This window comes from Parabacteroides sp. CAG:2 (assembly GCF_000436315.1).
Lineage (GTDB): Bacteria > Bacteroidota > Bacteroidia > Bacteroidales > Tannerellaceae > Parabacteroides > Parabacteroides distasonis.
The window spans coordinates 23,888-45,571 of record NZ_FR885251.1 but is presented as its reverse complement, the minus strand read 5'-3'; the positions used below and the strand labels follow the sequence as shown (position 1 = coordinate 45,571).

Sequence of the window (21,684 nt, the reverse complement as noted above, 5' to 3'; positions counted from 1 at the left end):
GCGTAGGCCAATACCACTACTCGCGTGAGCCGATGCCACTATACGTATAAAAACAGCCTTAACGAGCCATCTTCATCAACTCGTCGATAGTCGTTTTATCATATCCCATATCCTCAGCTTTCTTGAAGTCTAAGGCGGCCGATGCCTTCTCATATTGGGCGAGTTTTACTTTGCCTCGCAATACATATAAAGCGGCTGTCGGGGTACTTTCCACGAAAATGCGATTGATATCGGCCATAGCCCGGGCGTTCTTGCCCATCATGAAGTATAGATCGGCACGGCCCTCGTATAAGATCCATTCGCGGGGCATCTCGTTGATCAAGTAATTAAAGATGCGTTCGCTCTCATCGTAATTCCCCCGTAGCTTCTCGAGAATCGCGTGTCCCAGACGTCCTTTCACGGATTTCTCGTTTACTTCCAGTATCTTATCGAAATCCTGCTCGGCCAACAGATAGTTCTTATGTTGCAAATGAAGCATCGCCCTGCAATATAACGCCTCTTGATGATGGGGGTTCAAGATTAACAGGGCATTGTAATCGTTCGTCGCTTTTTCGATCTCACCCATTTCCGTATATAAGCCGGCACGATTTTCCAGTATGGCCTCATTATTCGGATGGCGGCTTAGGGCGGCGGTATAGGAGAGAAGGGCATCTTCCAGTTTCCCTTGCCTGCGCTGTATCGTCCCGAGATTCATAAGCAAGGCGTAGTTGTTGGGGTTTCCCGGTTCGAGGTGCATGGCGGCTCGTAGGCTCTCTTCGGCGGAGACTAAGTCGTTCTTGTCCAAGAAGTCAAAACTTTTCTCGACAAACTTCTCGTATGTCTGAGCGTGGCCATAGCCTATTGAAAGGAAAAGGGCGGCGAGTATCGCAAGGATTTTCATGCTGTCGTATTTAACGTGTTATTTGATTGATGCAAAGCTACGTAATTATTTCATGGTTTTACCAGATTAAAAAAACTTTATACCTTTGCTACATTTCATAATATTTTTGGAAGATCAGATTGTTATATAATTAATAGATTAACTAAAATAGAAGAGATATGGTATTATTAGCAGCTGTAGAAGCGAGTTCTAAATTAGAGGAAGCTATCAGATCCTTGGTTGAGCATGGCTCCCAATTGGGTTTTACGATTATTAAAGCCCTTATTGTCTTTTTGGTGGGACGATTGGTTATAAACTTACTAAATAAACTGGTTCGGAAGATATTGAGCAAACGGGATATCGATCCTTCTGTCAAGACTTTTGTGGGTAGTTTGGTGAATGTCAGTTTAACCATTTTATTGATTATTTCAGTCGTAGGGGCGTTAGGCGTTCAAACTACATCGTTTGCCGCCTTGTTGGCTTCCGCCGGTGTCGCTGTCGGTATGGCATTGAGCGGTAACCTGTCAAACTTTGCCGGTGGATTGATCATCCTTCTTTTCAAGCCTTATAAGGTGGGTGATTATATTGAGGCGCAGGGCGTTGGCGGTACCGTGAAAGAGGTCCAGATGTTCCATACCGTATTAGGTACGGTTGATAATAAGGTCATTTATATACCGAACGGCTCTTTGAGCAGTGGCGTTGTGACTAATTTCAGTAACCAGACGACTCGCCGTGTAGACTGGACCTTTGGCGTGGAATACGGCAGCGATTATGAGAAAGTAAAGCAAGTGATAGAGTCTGTATTAGCGAAGGATTCCCGCATCTTGTCCGAGCCGGCCGCTCCGTTTATCGCCTTGACAGCCTTGGCGGACAGCAGCGTAAACGTGGTGGTACGTGTTTGGGTAAATAGTTCAGACTATTGGGGCGTGTATTTCGATATTAACAAGAATATCTACGCGACCTTCAATGAGGTAGGTATCGGTTTCCCATTCCCGCAACTAACCGTACACCAAGCGAAGGATTGAAGTTCGTGATAATCTATGACTTGTCCTTAAAAGGAATCTTTTTGTTCAAAAATCTTTGAGTTTCGTTAGATGAGCGGTTATTTTATAGATGGTTGAACAAAAAGATTTATCTTTGTGAATCGCAAATTAGAGATTAGACACAGAGTGTATATGATATTACGGAACTTTATTTTATTACTTTAGTATTTTTATTTGATTATATTTAAGTAGAATGATTTAAGGCTCATCCTTATATAGATTAAGGGTGGGCCTCGTTTTTTTATAGTAGTGTGTAGAGATTCCACACTCTCGTGGGGAAATTCTCCACATTCCACGGTTTGTTCCACACTTTGGCAACCGAATGATTGATTCTTCGCTTTTGGTTAATTGTCGGATTTACAACTTGTTATTCTCTTGTCGTTTTTTAGGGTGAGTTTTGGCACGGAGATTGCACCCTATACTGCGAATTTATGATGTAAGAGAAAAAAGGTTTAGGTATTTAGGTTTTTAAGGTATGAAAAAGATTGTTTACGGGGCTATTGTTGCTTTATGTGGCTTATTTATTGCCCCTGATGTAGAAGCGCAAGCCGGGATGGCCGGTAGCGCTAAGGAAACAGTGGCACAGGATAAATTTTATCCGATCGAGGTAACTGATATGCCCCAAGTATTGCGTGATGCGGTAAATACTTCCTATGAGGGATGTATGGTGAAATCAGTTGAGGTGTCAAACAATAGCACGTTTGTGAAGTATAAGGTAGTATTACTTTCCAGAAATGGTAAGATATATAAGGTTTATTTCGATGACAGAGGTCATGTCGTAAAAGAACATGCTTATTTCGAGTAAGCCTGTGAAGATATTTATTGAGTAGATTAGATTTCCAGCCGTTTTGCCTGTGAAGGTGGAGCGGTTTTTCTCCAAAATATATAGTTTCATGATATTACTATATAAATACACTGTTTACATTTTTAGTAGTATAGTCGTCCTGTTCGTGAGAATAGGACGATTTTTGTTATAAGACGCTAAATCGATTGTTAATCTCATACGCCCTCAAAACCTTTTCTAAACAACCCCTGTTTAGACTGTGATTAATAAATAAAATCTATTTGATTATGGACAAAAAATGTACTCTTATTGCTGCGGCCCTGATGGTTGCGGGCGTATTCTCGGCTAATGCTCAGTCGAGTACGACCGTTCCGGAGGCTCAGTGGAAAGCCGGTAACTATTATTATTTAAAGACAGGTTCTTCCGTTTTGTCTTTAAGTGGTGAGAAAGCCGACTCAGTAATTGTTAAAACTTTGGCGTCAGACGCTACCAAAGCCGCTATTGATTCTGCCTTGTGGCAAATCACGAATGCGGGTACGACTCCTGCTGGTCCTGTGTATCAATTCAAGAACAAGAAGACACAGGCCGTTTTGTCGTTTGCGGCTTCATCTACGGCAAAGCCTGTTATCACATCGGGCGTGAATCAGTGGACATTCTCTGACGCTGCCGGTGGTAGCGCTATTCAGGCTTATTACGGAAACAATCAAATCTTGGCGTTGGATGTAGTTGGGACAGACTTGAGTTTAGGTTCTTCTGCCTCTTCTACGAAATTTACCGTAGAGGCTCCTAGCGACGCTATGTATTTGAGCGCAAGTGAGCTGGGGGATGGTTTCCAAGTCTTTCAATTGACGTTTGGAGGAAATTATCAAGGAAATATCTTCGAGGGTAAGAACTTGATAGCGAAGAATACGGCGGCTCCCGCTACAGGCGCTATTGCGAACGCTAAATATGTGACCTTGCAGATCCAAGGTGACCAAGTATTTAGTGATGGTAAAGCAAAATACTTAGGTGTCGATACATTGAAGAATGTGATAGCCGGTGCTACCGGTGTATATGGGGCTAAGTTTACGGCTGACTCCACCTATGACGCTAGTGGCTTGCATACACTGGGTAACGCTGATTTCCAGAAATTCTATTTCACGATCAACTTGAAGAACGACGCTTTGGCTATGTATGCCGCTGCCGCTCCGACCGTGAACGCAAGTCCGATGACCTCCGTTCCGAACGTTCGTGTCGTATATGCCAGCGTGATCGAGACGAAAGCCTTGACCGTATCTGACTTGCAGTCGGGTTCTACTCAACCTGCTCAAGGAGCCGCTCCTGTTATTACCGTAACGAAGGGAACTCCTTCTACGATCGCTACAGGTACAGGCGTATACTTCTTGAAGAGCGCGAGCAAGGGCGATAAGGGCGGACAATACGCTGTCGCTTACGATAAGAGTGCCGCTTCCGATAAATTGGTAACTGCGGCAGGTTTCAAACCTTCTATTTATCAACCGAAGGGACAATGGTATATCAAGGAAAACAACGGAATGTATTCGGTTGTAGACCGTAATACGAATACGACTATTATTTCTAACGAGGAGATCTTCGCCGTTCAAGGTATGGCCAATACCTATACATTTGGGGGTAGCACCGATTCTATTACGGTGGAATATCAAGCGAATGTGGATTTAAAGGATAAATTCTTGGGTACTCGTCACTTCTCTGCGGAGGAACTCGCCGATAATGGTTATGTATTGAACTTGATCTCCGGTACTCCGGGTGTAGACGATCTGTATGCGTTTACTTCTGATTCCGTATTGATGATTAAATCCGGTGACGCAGCGAACGCAGCCGCTCTTCGTATCGTGGTTAGCCAAGATTCCGTACAGAATGTAACGGATGGTTTAGGTGCCCGTGCTTTAGGTGATACCTTGTATCATGCGACTTATATGTTGAAAGAACGTTTCAGCAATGATTTGGTTGCCTGCGAGAATGGCGGGCCGTTGAAATTATCTGATTATACCGCTCCGTTGGAATTCGTATTCAATACGGCTACGACCGGTGGTAAATACCAGATGGCTACCACTGTAGGCGCAACCACCCAATATGTCTTTATGAACGTGAATACGGCGAACCTGATCCTTTCCGATAAGGTTAACTACTTCGACTTTGTCGCTGTAGAGGCTCCAGAGTACGCTTCTATCGACAATTCTCACAAGCGTTTCGGTACGAATGGTAAGTTCTTGACGATGAATCCGCTGAATTTCTTCGCCGAAGTGAAGAACGAAGGCCAAGATATCTTGAAGTCAACTTATGAGACTGACAACTTCTCTTTGTGGGTTCAAGAAGCCGATACCGTGATCGCTGGTAAACCGTTGTATTTCATCACGACATCGATCTATACGCCGGAGACAACTACCAAAGCTGTTTCTCCTCGCTACTATATGGTATCCTTGCGGGATTCTAACGAGACATTCGTTAGCAATGGCGCTACTTACTACCGTGTAGGCTTCAGCGATAAAGCGAATATCGTTCCGTCTTTGGATAACAACGCTTTGTTCGCCTTCAAGACAACTCAGGATGGTGGTTACTTATTGGAGAACCAGAAAGAGCTGAATCGCACCGTGGCCGCGGGCGAGTTGAAGACTCCTTATGTAGGTGTGGTAAACAATGTTGTGGTAATGTCTAATGTTGGCGTTCCATTCACGATCGAGAATGCTCCGACTCCGGTTTCCAACGAACAATTGGAAGAGGTTGCCAGCTTCACGGTAATCGCTGGCGAGGCTAGCGTTACGGTCTTGAACGCGGCAGGCAAGATGGTTACATTGTCTAACATCTTAGGTCAGACCACCGCTTCCGCTATCGCTTCTTCAGATAACTTCGTGATGCCGGCATCGAAAGGTATCGTGGTAGTTTCCGTTGATGGCGAGACCGCTCAGAAGGTAGTCGTTAAATGATGAATAACTGATAGTGGATATCAGTTTGTATACTAACACCGGGATTCCTACTGTATGGTAGGGGTCCCGGTGCTTTGTTTATAGGTAGGCCATTTGTATGGAGGGATTCTACTCCTCCAGTTTATTCTTTAGATAAGCGATTTTCTTCTCTGATTTCTCTTTCAAGGTGTTCATGCTCTTGATATCGCTTAATACGGTGGCGAGGTTGAAGGTGTTGACGATCGCTTTCTTGTCGGCGTCCGCCATATATATAATGTAAGGCTTGCCTCCCGTGTATTCCACCTTGATCCGCTCTTTCTCGTTATCGTAGATGAACTTGACGGCATCGACGCAGTGCTCCCCCTTGTAGGTCACTACCTCCGTGGTGCTTCCCATATCCTTGAAGCGGTAATTCAGTCCGCCGTCGTACGGGATGGAAGCGGTCTCGGCGAATTGGCCGTCTTTCAGGCTCAGCTTGATTCCCGTATGCTCGATGGGGCGTCCGCCGTAATATACGCTGGCCAGATACATCTCGCCCTCCTCGTTCACGCCGCAACGTACGTAACAACGTTGCACGTTGCGCTCGATCGTCTGCTGTTTCCAGATATAATTGCCGATTTCCTCGTAAACGGAATCCTTCTCGAAAGCGAAGCCTTTCTTCAATCCCTCTACTTCCTCCAGCTTGATAGGGAGTAAGCTGTCGCAGAAAGCGATGTTGCGCTCCGCCTCCTTTACTTCTACTTGGCGCATAAGCGTTAATCCTTGCTTCAGTACCTTTACTTCCTTGGGATAGAGCGCCCGGATACTGTCTATCTCGTTCTTCGCCCCGAAAAACTCGTTATTCTCGTACATGGCCCGGGCCTTGTCCAAACGGGCCTGAGCCGCTTTCTCGTCTCCGTTACAGCCCGTTAAAATGACGGCAATGAGCGTTATACAGATCGCTAACTTTTTCATATCTTTCTCGTTCAATGTATTTGATACCGCAAAAGTACATGAAATTTGATTATCTTTGCGCTCTTTATTGGATTTGGAATACATAAATATGTATATAAACGAGGAAGAGATAGTAAATCATATATCCGCGAAGCCTTTCCATTTGATATCGGAGGCGGCGGAAGAGCTAGGTGTTGAGGTATATGTAATAGGCGGATATGTGCGGGATATTTTCTTGAACCGCCCATCCAAGGATATAGACGTGGTAGCGGTAGGCAGCGGTATCGAGTTGGCCAAACGAGTGGCCAAGAAGATCGGGCGTGGCGCTTATCTTTCCGTCTTCAAGAATTTCGGGACGGCGCAGGTGAAAGCCGGCGATCTGGAGCTGGAATTCGTGGGGGCAAGGAAAGAATCCTACAGCCATGACAGCCGTAAGCCTGTCGTGGAAGACGGCACCTTGGAGGATGACCAGAACCGCCGCGATTTCACGATCAACGCCTTGGCCCTTTGCCTGAACAAGGAGCGTTACGGAGAATTGGTCGATCCCTTCGGCGGGTTGGAGGATATGGACGAGCTTACGATCCGTACGCCTTTAGACCCGGATGTTACTTTCAGCGATGATCCGCTCCGGATGATGCGCGCGGTTCGTTTCGCCACTCAATTAGGTTTCTTTATCGATCCCGATACCTTCGACGCCATCATCCGCAACCGGGAGCGTATCTCCATCATCTCCAAGGAGCGTATCGTGGACGAGTTGAACAAGATCGTCCTCTCGCCAAAGCCCTCTATCGGTTTCGACTTGCTGGATAAATGCGGACTGTTGCCATTGATTTTCCCCGAGCTTTGCGCCTTGAAAGGCGTGGAGACCAAGGAGGGGATCGGGCATAAGGATAATTTCGCCCATACCTTGATGGTGCTGGATCGTTTGAGCAAGACTTCTGATAATCTATGGCTGCGTTGGAGCGCCCTCTTCCACGATATCGCCAAGCCTGCCACGAAGCGTTTCGACCCTCGCTTGGGATGGACGTTCCATAATCATAATTTTATCGGCGAGCGGATGATCCCCGGTATTTTTAGGAAGATGAAACTCCCGATGAACGAGAAGATGAAGTACGTGCAGAAGATGGTAAGCCTGCATATGCGTCCGATCGCCTTGTCGGACGATGAGGTGACGGATTCGGCGATCCGCCGTCTGCTGTTCGATGCGGGAGATGATATCGACGATTTGATGAAACTGTGCGAGGCCGATATCACGAGCAAGAACCCGGAGAAGGTTCGCCGTTTCTTGAACAATTTCCGAAAGGTGCGTGAGAAGCTGGCCGATATAGAGGAAAAAGACCGTGTCCGTAACTTCCAGCCTCCGGTATCCGGCGAGGAGATCATGGAGACGTTTGGCTTGGCTCCCTCCAAGCCTGTCGGCGTGCTGAAAGAGGCGATCAAGAACGCCATCCTCGACGGCGTGATCCCGAACGAGTATGAGGCGGCCCGGCAGTTCCTAATACAACGTGCGGAGAAGATGGGGCTGAAGCCGATTCTGTGATCCGGGTATAGTCACAAGGCCCAGCCGTACAGTTGGCCCAGTCCCCTGTACGAAGTACTGCGGTACTTCCTAGAGGGTACTGTAGTACTTCGTACAGAGTACTACGGTACTTCGTGCACAGTACACTATCTAAGAATTTAATCGCTCTACCGTTTTCACGCCGTTTACCGCCTTGATCTTTTTCGTCAGCAAGTTTAATGCGGTCGTATCTCTTACCAATACGGTAAAGTTACCTTGGAATAATCCGTCTACCGAGTTGATGTTTAAGGAGCGAAGCGTGACGTTCGATTCCTTTCCGATCACGGAGGTGATGTTGGTGACGATCGCTATATCGTCCCGTCCGATCACCCGCAACGTAACCGTATAGCCATTGTCTCCCTTGCCGCTCCATTTTGCGCGGATGATCCGGTAACCGAAGCGGCTGAACATCTCTTGGGCGTTCGGGCAATCCATGCGGTGTATCTTGATACCTTGCGTGGAGACGAAACCGAAAACCTCGTCGCCATAAATCGGGTTGCAGCATTTGGCGAGTTTATATTCGATACCCGTCAGGTTCTTGTCGATCACCAAGACATCCTTGTTCGTCGATATCTCCTCCACCGGAGTCGTGGTCACGAATTCCTCCGCGCTACGCACCTCGGTGCGCTCGTTCGTCTCCGTCTCCTTGCGGAAAGCCTCCAGATATTCGTCGATTACTTGGTTGGGATCGAGGCGTTCCTCGGCGATCTCGATGTAGAAGTCCGTGACGGTCTTGAATCCTTTCTTCTTGATATAGCGCATCATGGTTGGCTCGTCCATGTCGATCTTCCGGTTCTTGAAGCGGCGCTGCAACATCTCCTTGGCGAACTCCACGGCCTTCACGGTCTCCTCCTTCAAGGCCTGCTTGATCTTCACGCGGGCCTTGGAGGTGACGACGAAGTTCAGCCAATCCCGCTTCGGGCTTTGCGCCGGCGACGTGATCACGGATACGCTATCGCCGTTGTTCAAGGTGTATTTGATCGGTACGTTCTTCCCGTTCACTTTAGCCGATACGCATTTGCTTCCCAGCTTCGTGTGGATGGCAAAGGCGAAATCGAGGACCGTCGCTCCCTTGGCCAGCTTGATAAGCTCGCCGGTAGGCGTGAAGACGTAGATCTCATCCTTATATAGATCCATCTTGAAATCCTGCATCAAGTCGAGCGGATTATTCTCCTTGGCCTCCAAGGCGGCACGTACGGTATTCAAGAACTCGTCTAGCCCGCTCTCCGCTTTCACGCCCTTGTATTTCCAATGCGCCGCCAGGCCTCGCTCGGCGATCTCATCCATCCGCTTCGTACGGATCTGCACCTCCACCCATTTATTTTGCGGGCCCATCACCGTGATGTGCAAGCTCTCGTAACCGTTGGTCTTCGGGATGGAGATCCAGTCCTTCATACGCTTCGGGTTGGGCTGGTACATATCGGTGACGATGGAGTAGACTTGCCAGCATTCCGAGCGTTCCTTCTCCAGCGGCGTATCCAATACGATCCGGATAGCGAAAAGATCGTAGATACCCTCGAATTCCACCTGCTGCTTTTTCAGCTTGTTATTAATGGAATGTATGGATTTGGTACGCCCCTTGATATCGAACTTGAATCCTGCCGCTGCCAGCTTCCGCTTGATCGGGGCGATGAACTCGGCGATATAAGCGTCACGGGAACGTTTCGTCTCATTCAGTTTCCGTTTGATGAAGTCATACTGTTTCCTGTCCGTGTATTTCAGGGAAAGGTCTTCCAGCTCGCTCTTGATCGTATATAAGCCCAACCGGTGGGCGAGGGGAGCGTACAAATAAGAGGCCTCGGTAGCCAGCCGGATACGATCATCCTCTTGCATCTGTTTTCCCATACGCATGAGGCAGAGGCGGTCGGCGATCATAAGCAAGATCACACGTACGTCCTCGGCAAACGAGAAAAGCAAATGATGGAAATTCTCCGAGTTGACGGCGGTGTTCCGGGCATACAGGTCGGAGGTCTTCAAGAGGCGACGGATGATCAAGGTCACGTCCGCTCCGAATTTCTGCTCCACTTCCTCTATCGTGATCGCTTTCTTCAATACCGGGCGGTATAATAGGAGGGCGATGACCGAGGTGCGTTTCAAGCCAATCTCCAAGGTGGCGATCAAGGCCGTGTCAATATTTCGCAATAAACCGTTGATACCATTCTTATCCCTGCCGTAGCAATCGAGGGCGACAACCCGCTTCATCAGCTCCTTCATCTTTCGGATATCTTCCCTCTCGAGGAAAGAGTAAAGGTTTCGTAACAGGAGCCTGTATTTGGAGAAGAACAGCTTCTTTTCCTCAGACGTAAAGAATCCAATTGTATCCATAGTTATATCATTTTTATTGCCCGGTTGAGGACAAACCGCAAAACATGCTGTAAAAATACTTTTTTCTATGGAATTTCAACATGTATCTTGCGGTTATTTTATACATTTGCGATACACATAGCGCATAAGTGCCCTGTGGTGTTACTGATGAGATTATTCACATTAAATACTATACTATGTTAAACGCAAACGATTTAGAACAGCTGAAAGCCAAAGGAATCAGCGAAAAACAGATTGAAGAGCAACTCGCTTGCTTCGTAAAAGGTTTCCCTTTCCTTGAGATAGCGGCCTCCGCTTCGGTAGAAAAAGGTATTATGGTAATATCTAAAGAGGAACAGGCTTCTTATATGGATGCTTGGGACGCTTATCTGGCTAAAAACAAGAAAATCGTAAAATTCGTACCTGCCTCCGGCGCTGCTAGCCGTATGTTTAAGAATCTGTACGAGTTCCTTTCTGCGGATTATAAGGAACCGATGAACGCTTTCGAGAAGAAATTCTTTAGCGAGATCGAGAAATTCGCTTTCTATAAGGCTTTGGACAAGAAGTGCGTGGAGAATACAGGGAAAGATATTCCTGCGTTGGTAGCCTTGGGCGAGTACAAGGAGGTGGTATCCAATTTATTGGAGCCGAAAGGCTTGAATTACGGGCAGCTACCGAAAGGCTTGTTGCTTTTCCATAAATATGCCGATACGGTTCGTACGGCGATGGAAGAACATTTGGCCGAAGGTGCCATGTACGCCAAGAATAACGCCGGAGAGGTGAATATCCATTTCACGGTATCTCCGGAGCATCAGGCTTTATTCGAGCAATTGGTTGCCGATAAATCTGGCGAGTATGAGGAGAAGTTCTCTGTGAAATACGATGTCTCTTTCAGTATCCAGAAACCGAGTACTGATACGGTAGCGGCCGCTATGGATAACACGCCGTTCCGCGATAAGAATGATAAGTTATTGTTCCGTCCGGGTGGGCATGGAGCCTTGATCGAGAATTTGAACGATGTGGATGCCGACGTGGTATTTATCAAGAATATAGATAACGTGGTTCCGGACAGCTTCAAATGCTCTACGGTTATCTATAAGAAGGTGATCGCCGGTGTCTTGGTAACATTGCAGGAGAAAGCCTTCAGATATCTGGAACAGATCGAGACCGGCAAATATACCCATGCCGAGGTAGAGGAGATGATTCATTTCTTGCAAGACGACCTATGTATCAAGAACCCGGATACGAAATTACTGGAAGACGCCGAGTTAATCCTGTATATCAAGAGCAAACTGCTTCGCCCGTTGCGTGTATGCGGTATGGTGAAGAATGTGGGCGAGCCGGGTGGCGGTCCGTTCCTGGCGGTGAATCCGGACGGTACGGTTTCCTTGCAGGTGCTTGAAAGCTCCCAGATCGATATGAGCGATCCGGCTAAGAAGGCGATGTTTGAGAAGGGTACTCACTTTAATCCCGTGGATTTGGTTTGCGCCGTTAAGAATCACAAGGGAGAGAAATACAACTTGCCGGATTACGTGGATAAGAATACGGGCTTCATCTCTTATAAGAGCAAGGATGGCCGCGAATTGAAAGCGCTGGAATTGCCGGGCTTGTGGAACGGTGCCATGAGCGACTGGAACACGGTATTCGTAGAAGTTCCTATCGAGACATTCAACCCCGTGAAGACGGTGAACGACCTGTTACGCCCCGAACATCAATAAATACCCAGTTGTAGAGACGGGGCGTGCCCCGTCCCTACAACTAGATCCTTATATTTTCGGTAATTCCCACGGTGCCCTGTATTCCTTGCACAATAGTTTATCCGCCTCCGTATCATGGAAACTCTTTCCATCCCACGATAATTTCTTACCCGTGCGATAGGCTATATTCCCTAATTGGGAGAACTTGGCGATATGCGCCCCGATCTCTACGCTGGCATTGCAATTCCGGTTCCGGCTCTTGATACATTCCAAATGATTCTTCGCATGCAAATTCAAGCCACCCTCTCCGTATGACTTCTTCAAGGGAACAGCCTCCATGCGGGCCTGTCCGTTTACCTTTTCCGGAATAACCTCCCAGCCGCCACGATCGATCACCAAGGTACCGTTCTCGCCAACGAATCCTAGGCCATGATTCCGTCCGTAGGCCCCGTCGTCAATGCCGATCGCATGATCCCACATAACGGTGAAGTCCTTGAATGTATAAATGGTTTGCAATAAGTCCGGGGTCTCGCAAGCGTCATCCGGATAACCAAATTTACCTCCGGAAGCCATGATAGACTCCGGTGCGGTGACGTTCATGCCATACAATGCGTAATCCAGTAAATGTACGCCCCAGTCCGTCATCAAACCTCCCGCATAATCCCAGAACCAACGGAATGTGAAATGAAAACGGTTCCGATTGAACGGACGTTTCGGGGCCGGCCCCAGCCACATATCATAGTCCACTCCGGCGGGCACCGCCTCGTCCGGCTTGACGGGGATAGAGGGGCACCAACCTTGATAAGAGAATACACGTACGGTGCGTATCTTACCCAGCTGTCCGCTATGTACGAATTGCATGGCGTCCTGCCAATGCGGATCGCTACGTTGCCATTGGCCTACCTGCACGACCCGGTTGTATTTCTGCGCCGCCCGTACCATGATGTTACATTCCTCGATACTATTTCCCAGCGGTTTCTCACAATACACATCCTTCCCGGCTTGGCAAGCGGATACCATTTGCAGGCAGTGCCAATGATCGGGAGTACCTACGATTACGAGATCGATATCCTTATTGTCTATCAATTTACGCCAGTCTTTATATAAATGCTTTACTTTCTTCCCGGTGATCTTCTCGGTCTCTGCCGCCCGATTATTCAATACGTTCTCGTCAATATCCGACAAGGCGATACACTCTACTTCCGGATTACGAAGGAACGCTTTCAGGTCTTCGAATCCCATGCCGTTACATCCGATAAGCCCGACGCCTATCTTATCGTTTGCGCCCACACCAGCGCTCCCGGCTTTAATGAAAAAAGGACTGATGGTAAGTCCGGCACCGAGCAAAGCGGTCTGCCGGAGAAAATCTCTTCGAGTTGTCATGGTATTACTATTGATTTAAAGTATTTGCAATATTAAGCGAAATCCTTTACAATCGCAAATGATAATAGCTTTTTAACTACTTACTTAGTCGATGAAGTATATATCCTATGGCACTTGAAGTATATATCCTGTGGTACTTGAAGTATATCTGTCCGGTAAGGTTGGTATTGTAAGGATATGTACCATTGCGTCTTTGTAAAAAAAGTTATTAAAAGATATAGGGATGCGATATTGGAGAATATAGTTTAACTTTGTGCATTATGTTCACCCTAAAAGGGCGATGTGTTGTATATAATATAATGTATAGAGTATGACTTTGCGAAATTTGCTTTTCTGTTTTTTTATGGTGATGATCTCTGTTTCATGTATCCGGGAGGAGGCGCCCAATGCGGAAGCGGATATCTTGTCGTGTACGGTGGATGGCGATATATTGAAAGCCGAGCCGGAGATCGACAACGAATCCGTGACACTGACCGTGAAAAGTGACGCCGATATTACAAACCTAGCCCCGGTATTCACCTTGACTCCCGGCGCTACTATCACTCCGGCTAGTGGTTCCGCTTTTGATTTTACGACGCCGAGAACCTATACGGTAACTTCCGAGGATGGTCACTGGACAAAGACTTATACGGTGCGTTGTATCGTCTCCGGCGTAAGCACGGAATATCATTTCGAGCATATAACGATGGAGCCGAAGAATGGACGTTACCAGATATTCTATGACTTTACATCGAATGGAGATTCCGTGACTTGGGCGAGCGGGAATGCCGGATTTGCCTTGACCAATAATAAATTGGAGCCTTTAGACTTCCCAACCATGCAAGACGATAACGGATATGTCGGTAAATGCGCTAAGTTGGTGACCCGCAGCACGGGTAGTTTCGGTAGCGGATTCGGTATGCCTATCGCCGCCGGAAACCTTTTCATCGGTACGTTTGATTTGCTGAACGCTATTCCGGACGCAAGGAAAGGCACGAGATTGGGACGTCCTTTCGATCATGTGCCGACTTACTTGAGTGGTTATTATAAATATAAAGCGGGAGAGTCGTATAAAGTGAATGGCGAGGAGGTAAAAGGTAAGAAAGACCAATGTGATATCTACGCCATCTTCTATGAGACGGATGAGAATGTGAAATATTTGGATGGTTTCAACGGGTTGACAAGCCCGAACCTGATATCCGTTGCCCGGATCAGCGATCAGAAAGAGACGGATGAGTGGACGCGTTTCTATATCCCGTTCGTGGCTAAGCCCGGTAAGGTGATCGATAAGGATAAGCTGGCGAAAGGTGGTTATCAGTTATCCATAGTCTTCTCTTCGAGTTTGAAAGGTGATGTCTTCGAGGGAGCGGAAGGTAGCACGCTTTGGATCGATGAGGTTGAGATAATCCAGTCCGGTGAGAACTAAAAAAACAGAGGATATGAAAAGATATATAGTATTAATAGGTATACTGTGCTTGTCGAGTGTCGTTACGTTGAAGGCGCAGCAGGAAAGAAACCAAGGAATAGTCTGGTCTTCCCTAAGGGGATTGGAATATACGGTAAAGGCCGGTATCAATATCGGCGGAACCGCTCCGGTGCCATTGCCTCGTGAGATTCGTGCGATAGATAGTTATAGCCCTACGCTTTGTGTCTCCATAGAGGGCGATATCAAGAAATGGTTCGGCGAGAGCAAGGAATGGGGTATGATGATCGGTCTCCGTCTGGAGAATAAAGGTATGGAGACAAAAGCGACGGTTAAGAATTACAGCATGGAGATCATTGGCTCCGGTGGCGAGAAGCTGAAAGGAAACTGGACCGGCGGCGTGCAGACGAAAGTGGAGAACTCTTATTTCTCGATACCGGTCGTGGCTCTTTACCAATTGAATAACCGGGTGAGTTTCTCGGCGGGACCATTTGTCTCGTTCGCTACAAACCGGAACTTCTCCGGCTACGTATACGACGGATATCTGCGTGAGATCAATCCTACCGGTACGAAGGTGGAGTTTTCTGGTGACAACCGTGCTTCCTATGATTTCTCGGATAACTTAAGAAAGTTTCAGTGGGGAGCGCAGATCGGTACAGAATGGAAGGCGTTTAAGCACCTTATCGTATACGCTGACTTGACATGGGGATTGAACGATATCTTCCAAAAGGATTTCGATACGATTACCTTCGGGATGTATCCGATCTATCTGAACGTAGGTTTCGGATATGCGTTTTAGGAATTGATATGAATCAAAATAAGGCTATCCCGGACAAGGATAGCCTTTTTTATTAAAAGATTATTATGGAAATAAATTATTTTTTATAACTTTGGGGCAATCATTCTCAGACCAAGTTACATTTTATCTTATATTATTAACAAAATTACCATGAAAGAAAACACTAAGAAGGGCGTAAGCCGTAGAGAGTTTTTGGGTCTTTCCGCACTAGGATTGGCTAGTTTAACAATTCTTCCCAGTTGGGCCATTGATGGAGTCCGTATCGCCCCGAGCGATCGAGTCGTTTTAGGTTTTATCGGCCTAGGTCAGCAAGCATTATCAGACTTTAAAGGATTTGCCGCATGTCCGGGCGTACAGGTTGCCGCATGTTGTGACGTGGACACGATGAAAACAGAGCGTTTCAGAAGACGTGTCGCTGAATGGCAAGCCTCAAAGGGAATGAACCAACGTTGTGATCAATATGAGTTTTACGAGGATTTGCTGGAGCGTAAGGATATCGACGCTATCGAGGTCGCTACCCCGGACCACTGGCATGCCTTGGCTACCATTCATTCTTGTCAATCTGGAAAAGACGTATATTGTCAGAAACCGTTGGCTTATACGATCGCTGAAGGTTTGGCTATGGTAAAAGCCGTACGTAATAATAAACGTGTGCTTCAAGTAGGTAGCCAGCAACGTTCCAGCAGAGAGTTCCAAGCTGCGATCGATATGGTTCAGAATGGAGCCATCGGTCATATAGAGAAAATATATGCACGTGTAGGTGAGCCTCCTACGCCGCTGAGCTTGCCGGAAATGCCGGTTCCCGCTAATTTGAACTTCAATCAGTGGATGGGTCCGTTGAACGATCCGAAGATCCATTATCATCCCGATTTATGTCCTCCTATTTCTCTGGATCCGGAAGAGAACGAGAAACTATGGGGCGCATGGCGTTGGTATCAAGAGACTGGTAATGGTTATACCGCTGACTGGGGCGCTCATATGTTCGATATCGCCCAAGCCGCTATCGGTATGGATGGCTCTGGTCCGGTTGAGTTTACACCTAAGGGATACAATGGCACGCAATATTCAACCATGCGCTATGCGAATGGTATCGTAATGACTGAACAACCTTATTTGGAGGATAATCCGGATGCGCAGGGTATTAAGTTTGTCGGTGATAACGGTTGGATCGAGGTAGCTCGTGGCTACATCAACTGCTCTGATCAGTCTAAGATCCCCTCCGACCTGAAGAACTTGATCGAGAAGCGCCCGAGAATGATGACTCCGGAAGAGCGTAAGAAGATGTATGAGGAATATATGAAGAAGCTGAAAGACAGTAAAAAGAAGGGTAACGATGCTGGCAATTATGAGACTAGCGCTCCGCATATGCAGAACTTCATCGACTGCGTTCGTTCACGTGAGAACCCGATCGCTCCGGTTGAGGTAGGTTGCAGTACGAATACGCTTTGCTGTTTACAGAATATTGCCCGTGAGCTAGGCCGTCCGGTTAAATGGAACCCGGCTACATTAAGCTTCGGTAATGATAAGGAGGCGGCTTCCCACCGTTTGTACTGGTATCAATATCGCAACCCGTATTCATTGCCTTATTTCTGTAAATAAGCCTATTTAAATAGAATGATGTTATGAGTAACAGACGGGATTTCTTAAAAAATATCTCTCTCTTTACCGCTGGTGGATTGCTGGCTGGTAAAGCCGGTTCCGTAAATGCGGCGAACGCTGCGTTGGGAGTTGTGGATGAGGTCCATGCCGGCAAAGAGATTGGCTTACAGATCTATTCTTTATCCCAAGAATTATATAAAGGCGACGTGGCCGCTAATCTTCGGAAGGTGAAGGATATGGGATACTCCAAGCTGGAGTTGGCGGGTTATGGTAAAGGCGCTATCGGAGGTGTTCCTATGATGGACTTCAAGAAAATGGCGGAAGACGCTGGCTTGAAGATCATTAGCTCGCACGTGAATCCGGTAGACACATCTATCTCTGACCCTTTTAAGGCTATGATTTTCAAATACTCGAAGGAGGTTACCCCAAAGATCATGGAGTATTGGAAAGCTACGGCTGCCGATCATGCGAAACTAGGCTGTAAATATTTGATCCAGCCGATGATGCCGACGATTACTACACACGATGAGGCTAAACTTGTTTGTGATATCTTCAATCAGGCCTCGGATGTTATCAAGGCAGAGGGCATCGCCACTGGTTTTGGCTATCATAATCATAATATGGAGTTCAATCGTGTCGCAACGAAAGAGCAACAGGAGAAAGTGAAGGGAAATCCTTTCGCTGCCTTCATGAAAGTCGGAGACCAGATTTATGACTTGATGCTGAAAGATACGGACCCGAGCAAGGTTTACTTCGAGATGGATGTTTATTGGACTGTCATGGGACAAAACGATCCTGTCGAGTATATGCAGAAACATCCGGATCGTATCAAGGTATTACATATCAAGGATCGTGCCGTATTCGGCCAAAGTGGTATGATGAACTTTGAGATGATATTCAAGCAAATGTACGCGAACGGAATCAAAGACTATTTTGTAGAGTTGGAGCAAATGCCGGACGGACGTACTCAATTTGCGGGTGTGAAGGATTGTGCCGACTATTTGATCAAGGCTCCTTTTGTAAAATGAAGTAACAATCGATAGATCGTAAGCCTCGGGGTTAATAAACTCCGGGGCTTTTTTATTAGATGAAAGGCAACATAAACGGGTCTATTTTGTTTTTATAAAAAGAAGTTTATATCGCAAAAATCAAGGAAAGGATGAGTTCTAGGATATGGAAGATATTGAAACATACGGTGATCGCTGTTTTATCGCTGGCTGTATTGTTCCTAGTTTTGAATCTTTTCCTGACAGGTCGTTTGGAGCGGTACCTGAAAAGAGAACTGATAGAGCGTACGGCGAATGCTACGGATGGTTTTTATCGCCTTTCTTTCGATAAGCTTTCTATTAGCTTCTTCAAGGGAGAGCTAAGGCTAGAGGGTGTTTCATTGGAGCCGGACTCTAAGGTCTTTGAACATTGGGCCGCCTTGGATAGCTTGCCCGATACCTATGTAAGTACCCGGATTGAGGTGATAGATTTTAAGGGAATTAATTTGGTATGGCGATGGAATTACCGGCAACTCCATTTCAATACCTTTGAGATCCGCTCGCCGGAGGTCCGTGTATACGGCTCTTCCGGATCAAACCCGTTAGTTTCCGGACTGGCGGCAGATACGGTAGAGCATGCCGAATCGAAGACCTTGTACGAGGTGATCTCTCCATACATAGATGCCCTGAGCGTAAAGACCTTGAACTTGGAAAATGCCAGTATCTCTTATAATGTGGAAAACCAAGTCTCGCCGATTATCTATACGTTGAATAACGTAAGTTTCCATGCGTATGGTTTTATGTTGGATTCTACCTCTTCACGGAGCGGGAAGCTGTTGTATTGCGATAACTTCGATTTTGTCACGAACCAGCCGCAAACCTTGTTGGTAAATAATGATTTTAAGTTGGAGACGGATAGTATATGCCTCAGTACCCAAGATTCCATTATCTATATCCAAAAAATCCAATTGCTTCCGCAAGAATTATTGTGGGGGGAGACCAATCGGAAACCAACGAATTATCTGGAAGGGAAGGTACAAACCGTAGAGATACAAGGGATTCACTTTAGACGGGAAGAAGCCTTGAACTATTTGTCCGCCCGTAATTTTGAGATACAATCTTCGGATATCAAGGTGTATGACTTGACTCGGGAGAAGAAGCAGGCGAATGCCGATGCGGATTCTTTGGTGCAAGCCTTATCGTTATATGATGTGATCTCCCCGGTACTACATAGTATATCCGTGGATCGAATACGAATAGAGCGAACCGCCCTTCACTATTCCTTAGCCTTGAAAGGGCAGATAGAGGACTTCTCGATCCCTGAGTTTAATTTCCATGCGGAAGGTCTTCTGATCGACTCCTTGGTAGCTCCGGGCGAGGAACTGAATTATTTTCGTTCCATTGCGTTTGAGGCGAATGATATACAAGGGATCATGAGGGCTCGTAATCACCGGTTCGATATCAAGCGCTTGGCGATGAATACGGCCTCAGGCTCGTTTCATATAGATAGCATGCGGCTGCGTCCGTTGTCTGTTCGTTCCCGCAATGATTATTTGTCGGGAAGTATCGATACGATCCGGATAGACGGGTTGGCGTACAACAAAGGTATTAGTGCGGATTTACTGATGATTCGGTCGCCTCGCTTGGTTTATTATAAAACGCCCTCCGTTGAATCTCCGGATAAAGGGAAAAGCACATCTGTAAATAGCCGTGTGGATGTGGAGAGTTTGTTAAATCCTTTCCTTCGGTATCTTTCCATCCGTAAGATCCAGATTCAGAACGCAAATGTGACATTGGAGGATCGTGAGATAAATGACACGACCCGGTACCGACTCAACAGCCTCAATTTCTTTGCCACGAATTTCTTGGTGGATGAGCAAACGAACCGGAGTGGGCAATTGTTTTTCAAGTATGATCATTTTGGTCTTAGTTTCCGGGATTTCGATAACTACTTACCGGGAAAGGATCTGCGTGTGACTATAAGAAAAGGTTCGCTATCCACCGTAAACGGCTCTTTCCGTCTACAGGATGTGACCTTGGCCGCTAAAAAGGACTCGATACGTTTTTCAACCCCATTGATTTCATTAACGGGAATCCGGATTCCCAAGAATAGCATCTATCAGATCGGGTTTGACCGATTTGATTTATCCGATGGTGATTTTTCTATGTCTTGGGGATCGGATACGACAATATTGCGGACTGAGAGCCAAAAGGATATCCAATTGGCTTTGGAGAATGTGTTTGTGGATTTGAAGAAGAAGACGTTTCAATTAGGTGATCTTCAGCTACAGACGAAGGATATCGATATACCGTTGGATAATGGCTTCTACCGGTTGAAGATCGGGGATCTGGATTTGAGAAAGTCAGGTTTGAGGTTGGATAACGTACATTTAGTCTCGCCTTATTCCAAAATGGAGTTCGCTTATAAACAGCCTAAGCATCAAGATTGGTTTGACGTGAAGGTTGGGAACGTAAGATTGAACGACGTGGATATTCCCGGATATTTCTCAACCAAGGAATTACGTGTGGGGGGACTCTGGATAAACGATGTCTTACTACAAAACTTAAAGAACCGGAAGATCCCGGTGGAGCCTCATATCGTTCCGATGATTTATGAAGGTTTACAAAAGGCTCCGGTCCGTTTCAAGATAGATACCGCTTCCGTTGCCAATTTCTCTCTGGTTTATGAGGAATTACCCGTTAAAGGCGATAAGCCCGGTAAGCTTTATTTTACCGATATGAATGGCCAATTTTCAGGTTTGACCAATATCGTTTCCTATCCGGAGCAATTCATCAGATTGCATGCGGACGGGAACCTGATGGGATCGGGGCATTTTACGGCTACATGGCAACTCCCGGTAGATTCATTATACGACCGCTTTCTATTGGATGCCCGTTTGGATAGCCTAGACCTGCTTTCCTTGAATGAGATCGTAAAACCTCTGGCGCCGGCGGAAGTAGTGAGCGGTTGGGCACGGGATGTGGTCTTTCATATGGATGCCTCAAGCCGGAAAGGCCGGATACGGTTAGACTTCCCGTATCGGAAACTGAAAGTGGCCCTATTGAAAGAGAAAGACGGAGAGACCACACAAAAAGGTTTCTTGTCGAGATTGGCGAACTTGGTCTTACGGGATAATAATCCGGCCCATCCTGAGCGGAAAGATAGTAAATTACGTAAGGTCGATATGGAAATCGTGCGAGATCCCTATCATTCCACGTTCAACTATCTATGGCAGATGCTAAGACCAGCCTTGGTGGAATCCGTGGGAGTCTCGAAAAAAGAACAGGATGCGGCCTTGAAAGTGGCAGGTTTCTTCACGAAGGTAAAGCGCTTTTTCGGTCTCGATAAAAAGAAAGATAAGCGGAAGGAGATTGATACAAATAATAAGGAAATAGAATCTTTAAAAGAATAAATA

14 protein-coding genes are annotated in these 21,684 nt (G+C 46.6%); 10 read left to right on the top strand and 4 right to left on the bottom strand.

Annotated features, from left to right (window positions below; genetic code table 11):
* Positions 1–58: 58 nt before the first annotated feature.
* Positions 59–880, bottom strand: a complete 822-nt coding sequence (locus QVP94_RS00505) for a tetratricopeptide repeat protein (RefSeq protein WP_009018115.1) — start codon at positions 878–880, stop codon at positions 59–61.
* 158 nt (positions 881–1,038) lie between these two features.
* Here QVP94_RS00505 and QVP94_RS00500 point away from each other — a divergent pair, with 158 nt between their 5' ends.
* From QVP94_RS00500 to QVP94_RS00490, 3 genes are all read left to right on the top strand, one after another.
* On the top strand, positions 1,039–1,884 hold the full coding sequence (locus tag QVP94_RS00500; RefSeq protein ID WP_005854480.1) for a mechanosensitive ion channel family protein: 846 nt from the start codon (positions 1,039–1,041) through the stop codon (positions 1,882–1,884).
* Between the two features lie 493 nt (positions 1,885–2,377).
* Positions 2,378–2,707 carry a hypothetical protein gene (locus tag QVP94_RS00495; protein WP_009018116.1) on the top strand — a complete coding sequence of 110 codons (330 nt, stop codon included), beginning with the start codon at positions 2,378–2,380 and terminating at the stop codon, positions 2,705–2,707.
* A gap of 266 nt (positions 2,708–2,973) precedes the next feature.
* The gene (locus QVP94_RS00490) at positions 2,974–5,628 is read left to right on the top strand and encodes a DUF6383 domain-containing protein (protein ID WP_022191734.1); all 2,655 of its coding nucleotides are present in this window, start codon (positions 2,974–2,976) and stop codon (positions 5,626–5,628) included.
* A gap of 108 nt (positions 5,629–5,736) precedes the next feature.
* Here the strand turns inward: QVP94_RS00490 and QVP94_RS00485 are convergent, their stop codons facing one another.
* Positions 5,737–6,561: a hypothetical protein gene (locus tag QVP94_RS00485; RefSeq protein ID WP_130882370.1), complete on the bottom strand. Its 825-nt coding sequence runs from the start codon at positions 6,559–6,561 to the stop codon at positions 5,737–5,739.
* A gap of 88 nt (positions 6,562–6,649) precedes the next feature.
* Here QVP94_RS00485 and QVP94_RS00480 point away from each other — a divergent pair, with 88 nt between their 5' ends.
* Positions 6,650–8,080, top strand: coding sequence for a CCA tRNA nucleotidyltransferase (locus QVP94_RS00480; protein ID WP_005854484.1), 1,431 nt, complete (start codon positions 6,650–6,652; stop codon positions 8,078–8,080).
* A 129-nt stretch (positions 8,081–8,209) separates the two neighbouring features.
* Here QVP94_RS00480 and QVP94_RS00475 read toward each other — a convergent pair whose 3' ends face one another.
* Positions 8,210–10,423, bottom strand: coding sequence for a RelA/SpoT family protein (locus QVP94_RS00475; protein WP_009018118.1), 2,214 nt, complete (start codon positions 10,421–10,423; stop codon positions 8,210–8,212).
* 176 nt (positions 10,424–10,599) lie between these two features.
* Between QVP94_RS00475 and QVP94_RS00470 the strand changes: the two genes are divergently transcribed.
* Complete coding sequence (locus QVP94_RS00470; protein ID WP_005854486.1) at positions 10,600–12,120, top strand: DUF4301 family protein; 1,521 nt, start codon at positions 10,600–10,602, stop codon at positions 12,118–12,120.
* 48 nt (positions 12,121–12,168) lie between these two features.
* Here the strand turns inward: QVP94_RS00470 and QVP94_RS00465 are convergent, their stop codons facing one another.
* The gene (locus QVP94_RS00465; protein ID WP_011966673.1) at positions 12,169–13,482 is read right to left on the bottom strand and encodes a Gfo/Idh/MocA family protein; all 1,314 of its coding nucleotides are present in this window, start codon (positions 13,480–13,482) and stop codon (positions 12,169–12,171) included.
* Between the two features lie 310 nt (positions 13,483–13,792).
* Between QVP94_RS00465 and QVP94_RS00460 the strand changes: the two genes are divergently transcribed.
* The 5 genes from QVP94_RS00460 to QVP94_RS00440 all read left to right on the top strand — a co-directional run bounded on the left by QVP94_RS00460 (position 13,793) and on the right by QVP94_RS00440 (position 21,681).
* Positions 13,793–14,887 (top strand): PCMD domain-containing protein, encoded by a 1,095-nt coding sequence (locus QVP94_RS00460; protein WP_005854489.1) that lies wholly within the window; start codon positions 13,793–13,795, stop codon positions 14,885–14,887.
* Positions 14,888–14,900: 13 nt separating this feature from the next.
* A complete protein-coding gene (locus QVP94_RS00455) occupies positions 14,901–15,683 on the top strand; it encodes a porin family protein (protein ID WP_022191732.1) in 783 nt (260 codons plus the stop codon).
* A gap of 150 nt (positions 15,684–15,833) precedes the next feature.
* Positions 15,834–17,282, top strand: a complete 1,449-nt coding sequence (locus QVP94_RS00450; protein WP_005854493.1) for a Gfo/Idh/MocA family protein — start codon at positions 15,834–15,836, stop codon at positions 17,280–17,282.
* Between the two features lie 23 nt (positions 17,283–17,305).
* Positions 17,306–18,310, top strand: coding sequence for a sugar phosphate isomerase/epimerase family protein (locus QVP94_RS00445; RefSeq protein ID WP_005854495.1), 1,005 nt, complete (start codon positions 17,306–17,308; stop codon positions 18,308–18,310).
* Between the two features lie 131 nt (positions 18,311–18,441).
* Positions 18,442–21,681, top strand: a complete 3,240-nt coding sequence (locus QVP94_RS00440; RefSeq protein ID WP_022191731.1) for an AsmA family protein — start codon at positions 18,442–18,444, stop codon at positions 21,679–21,681.
* Positions 21,682–21,684: the final 3 nt, after the last annotated feature.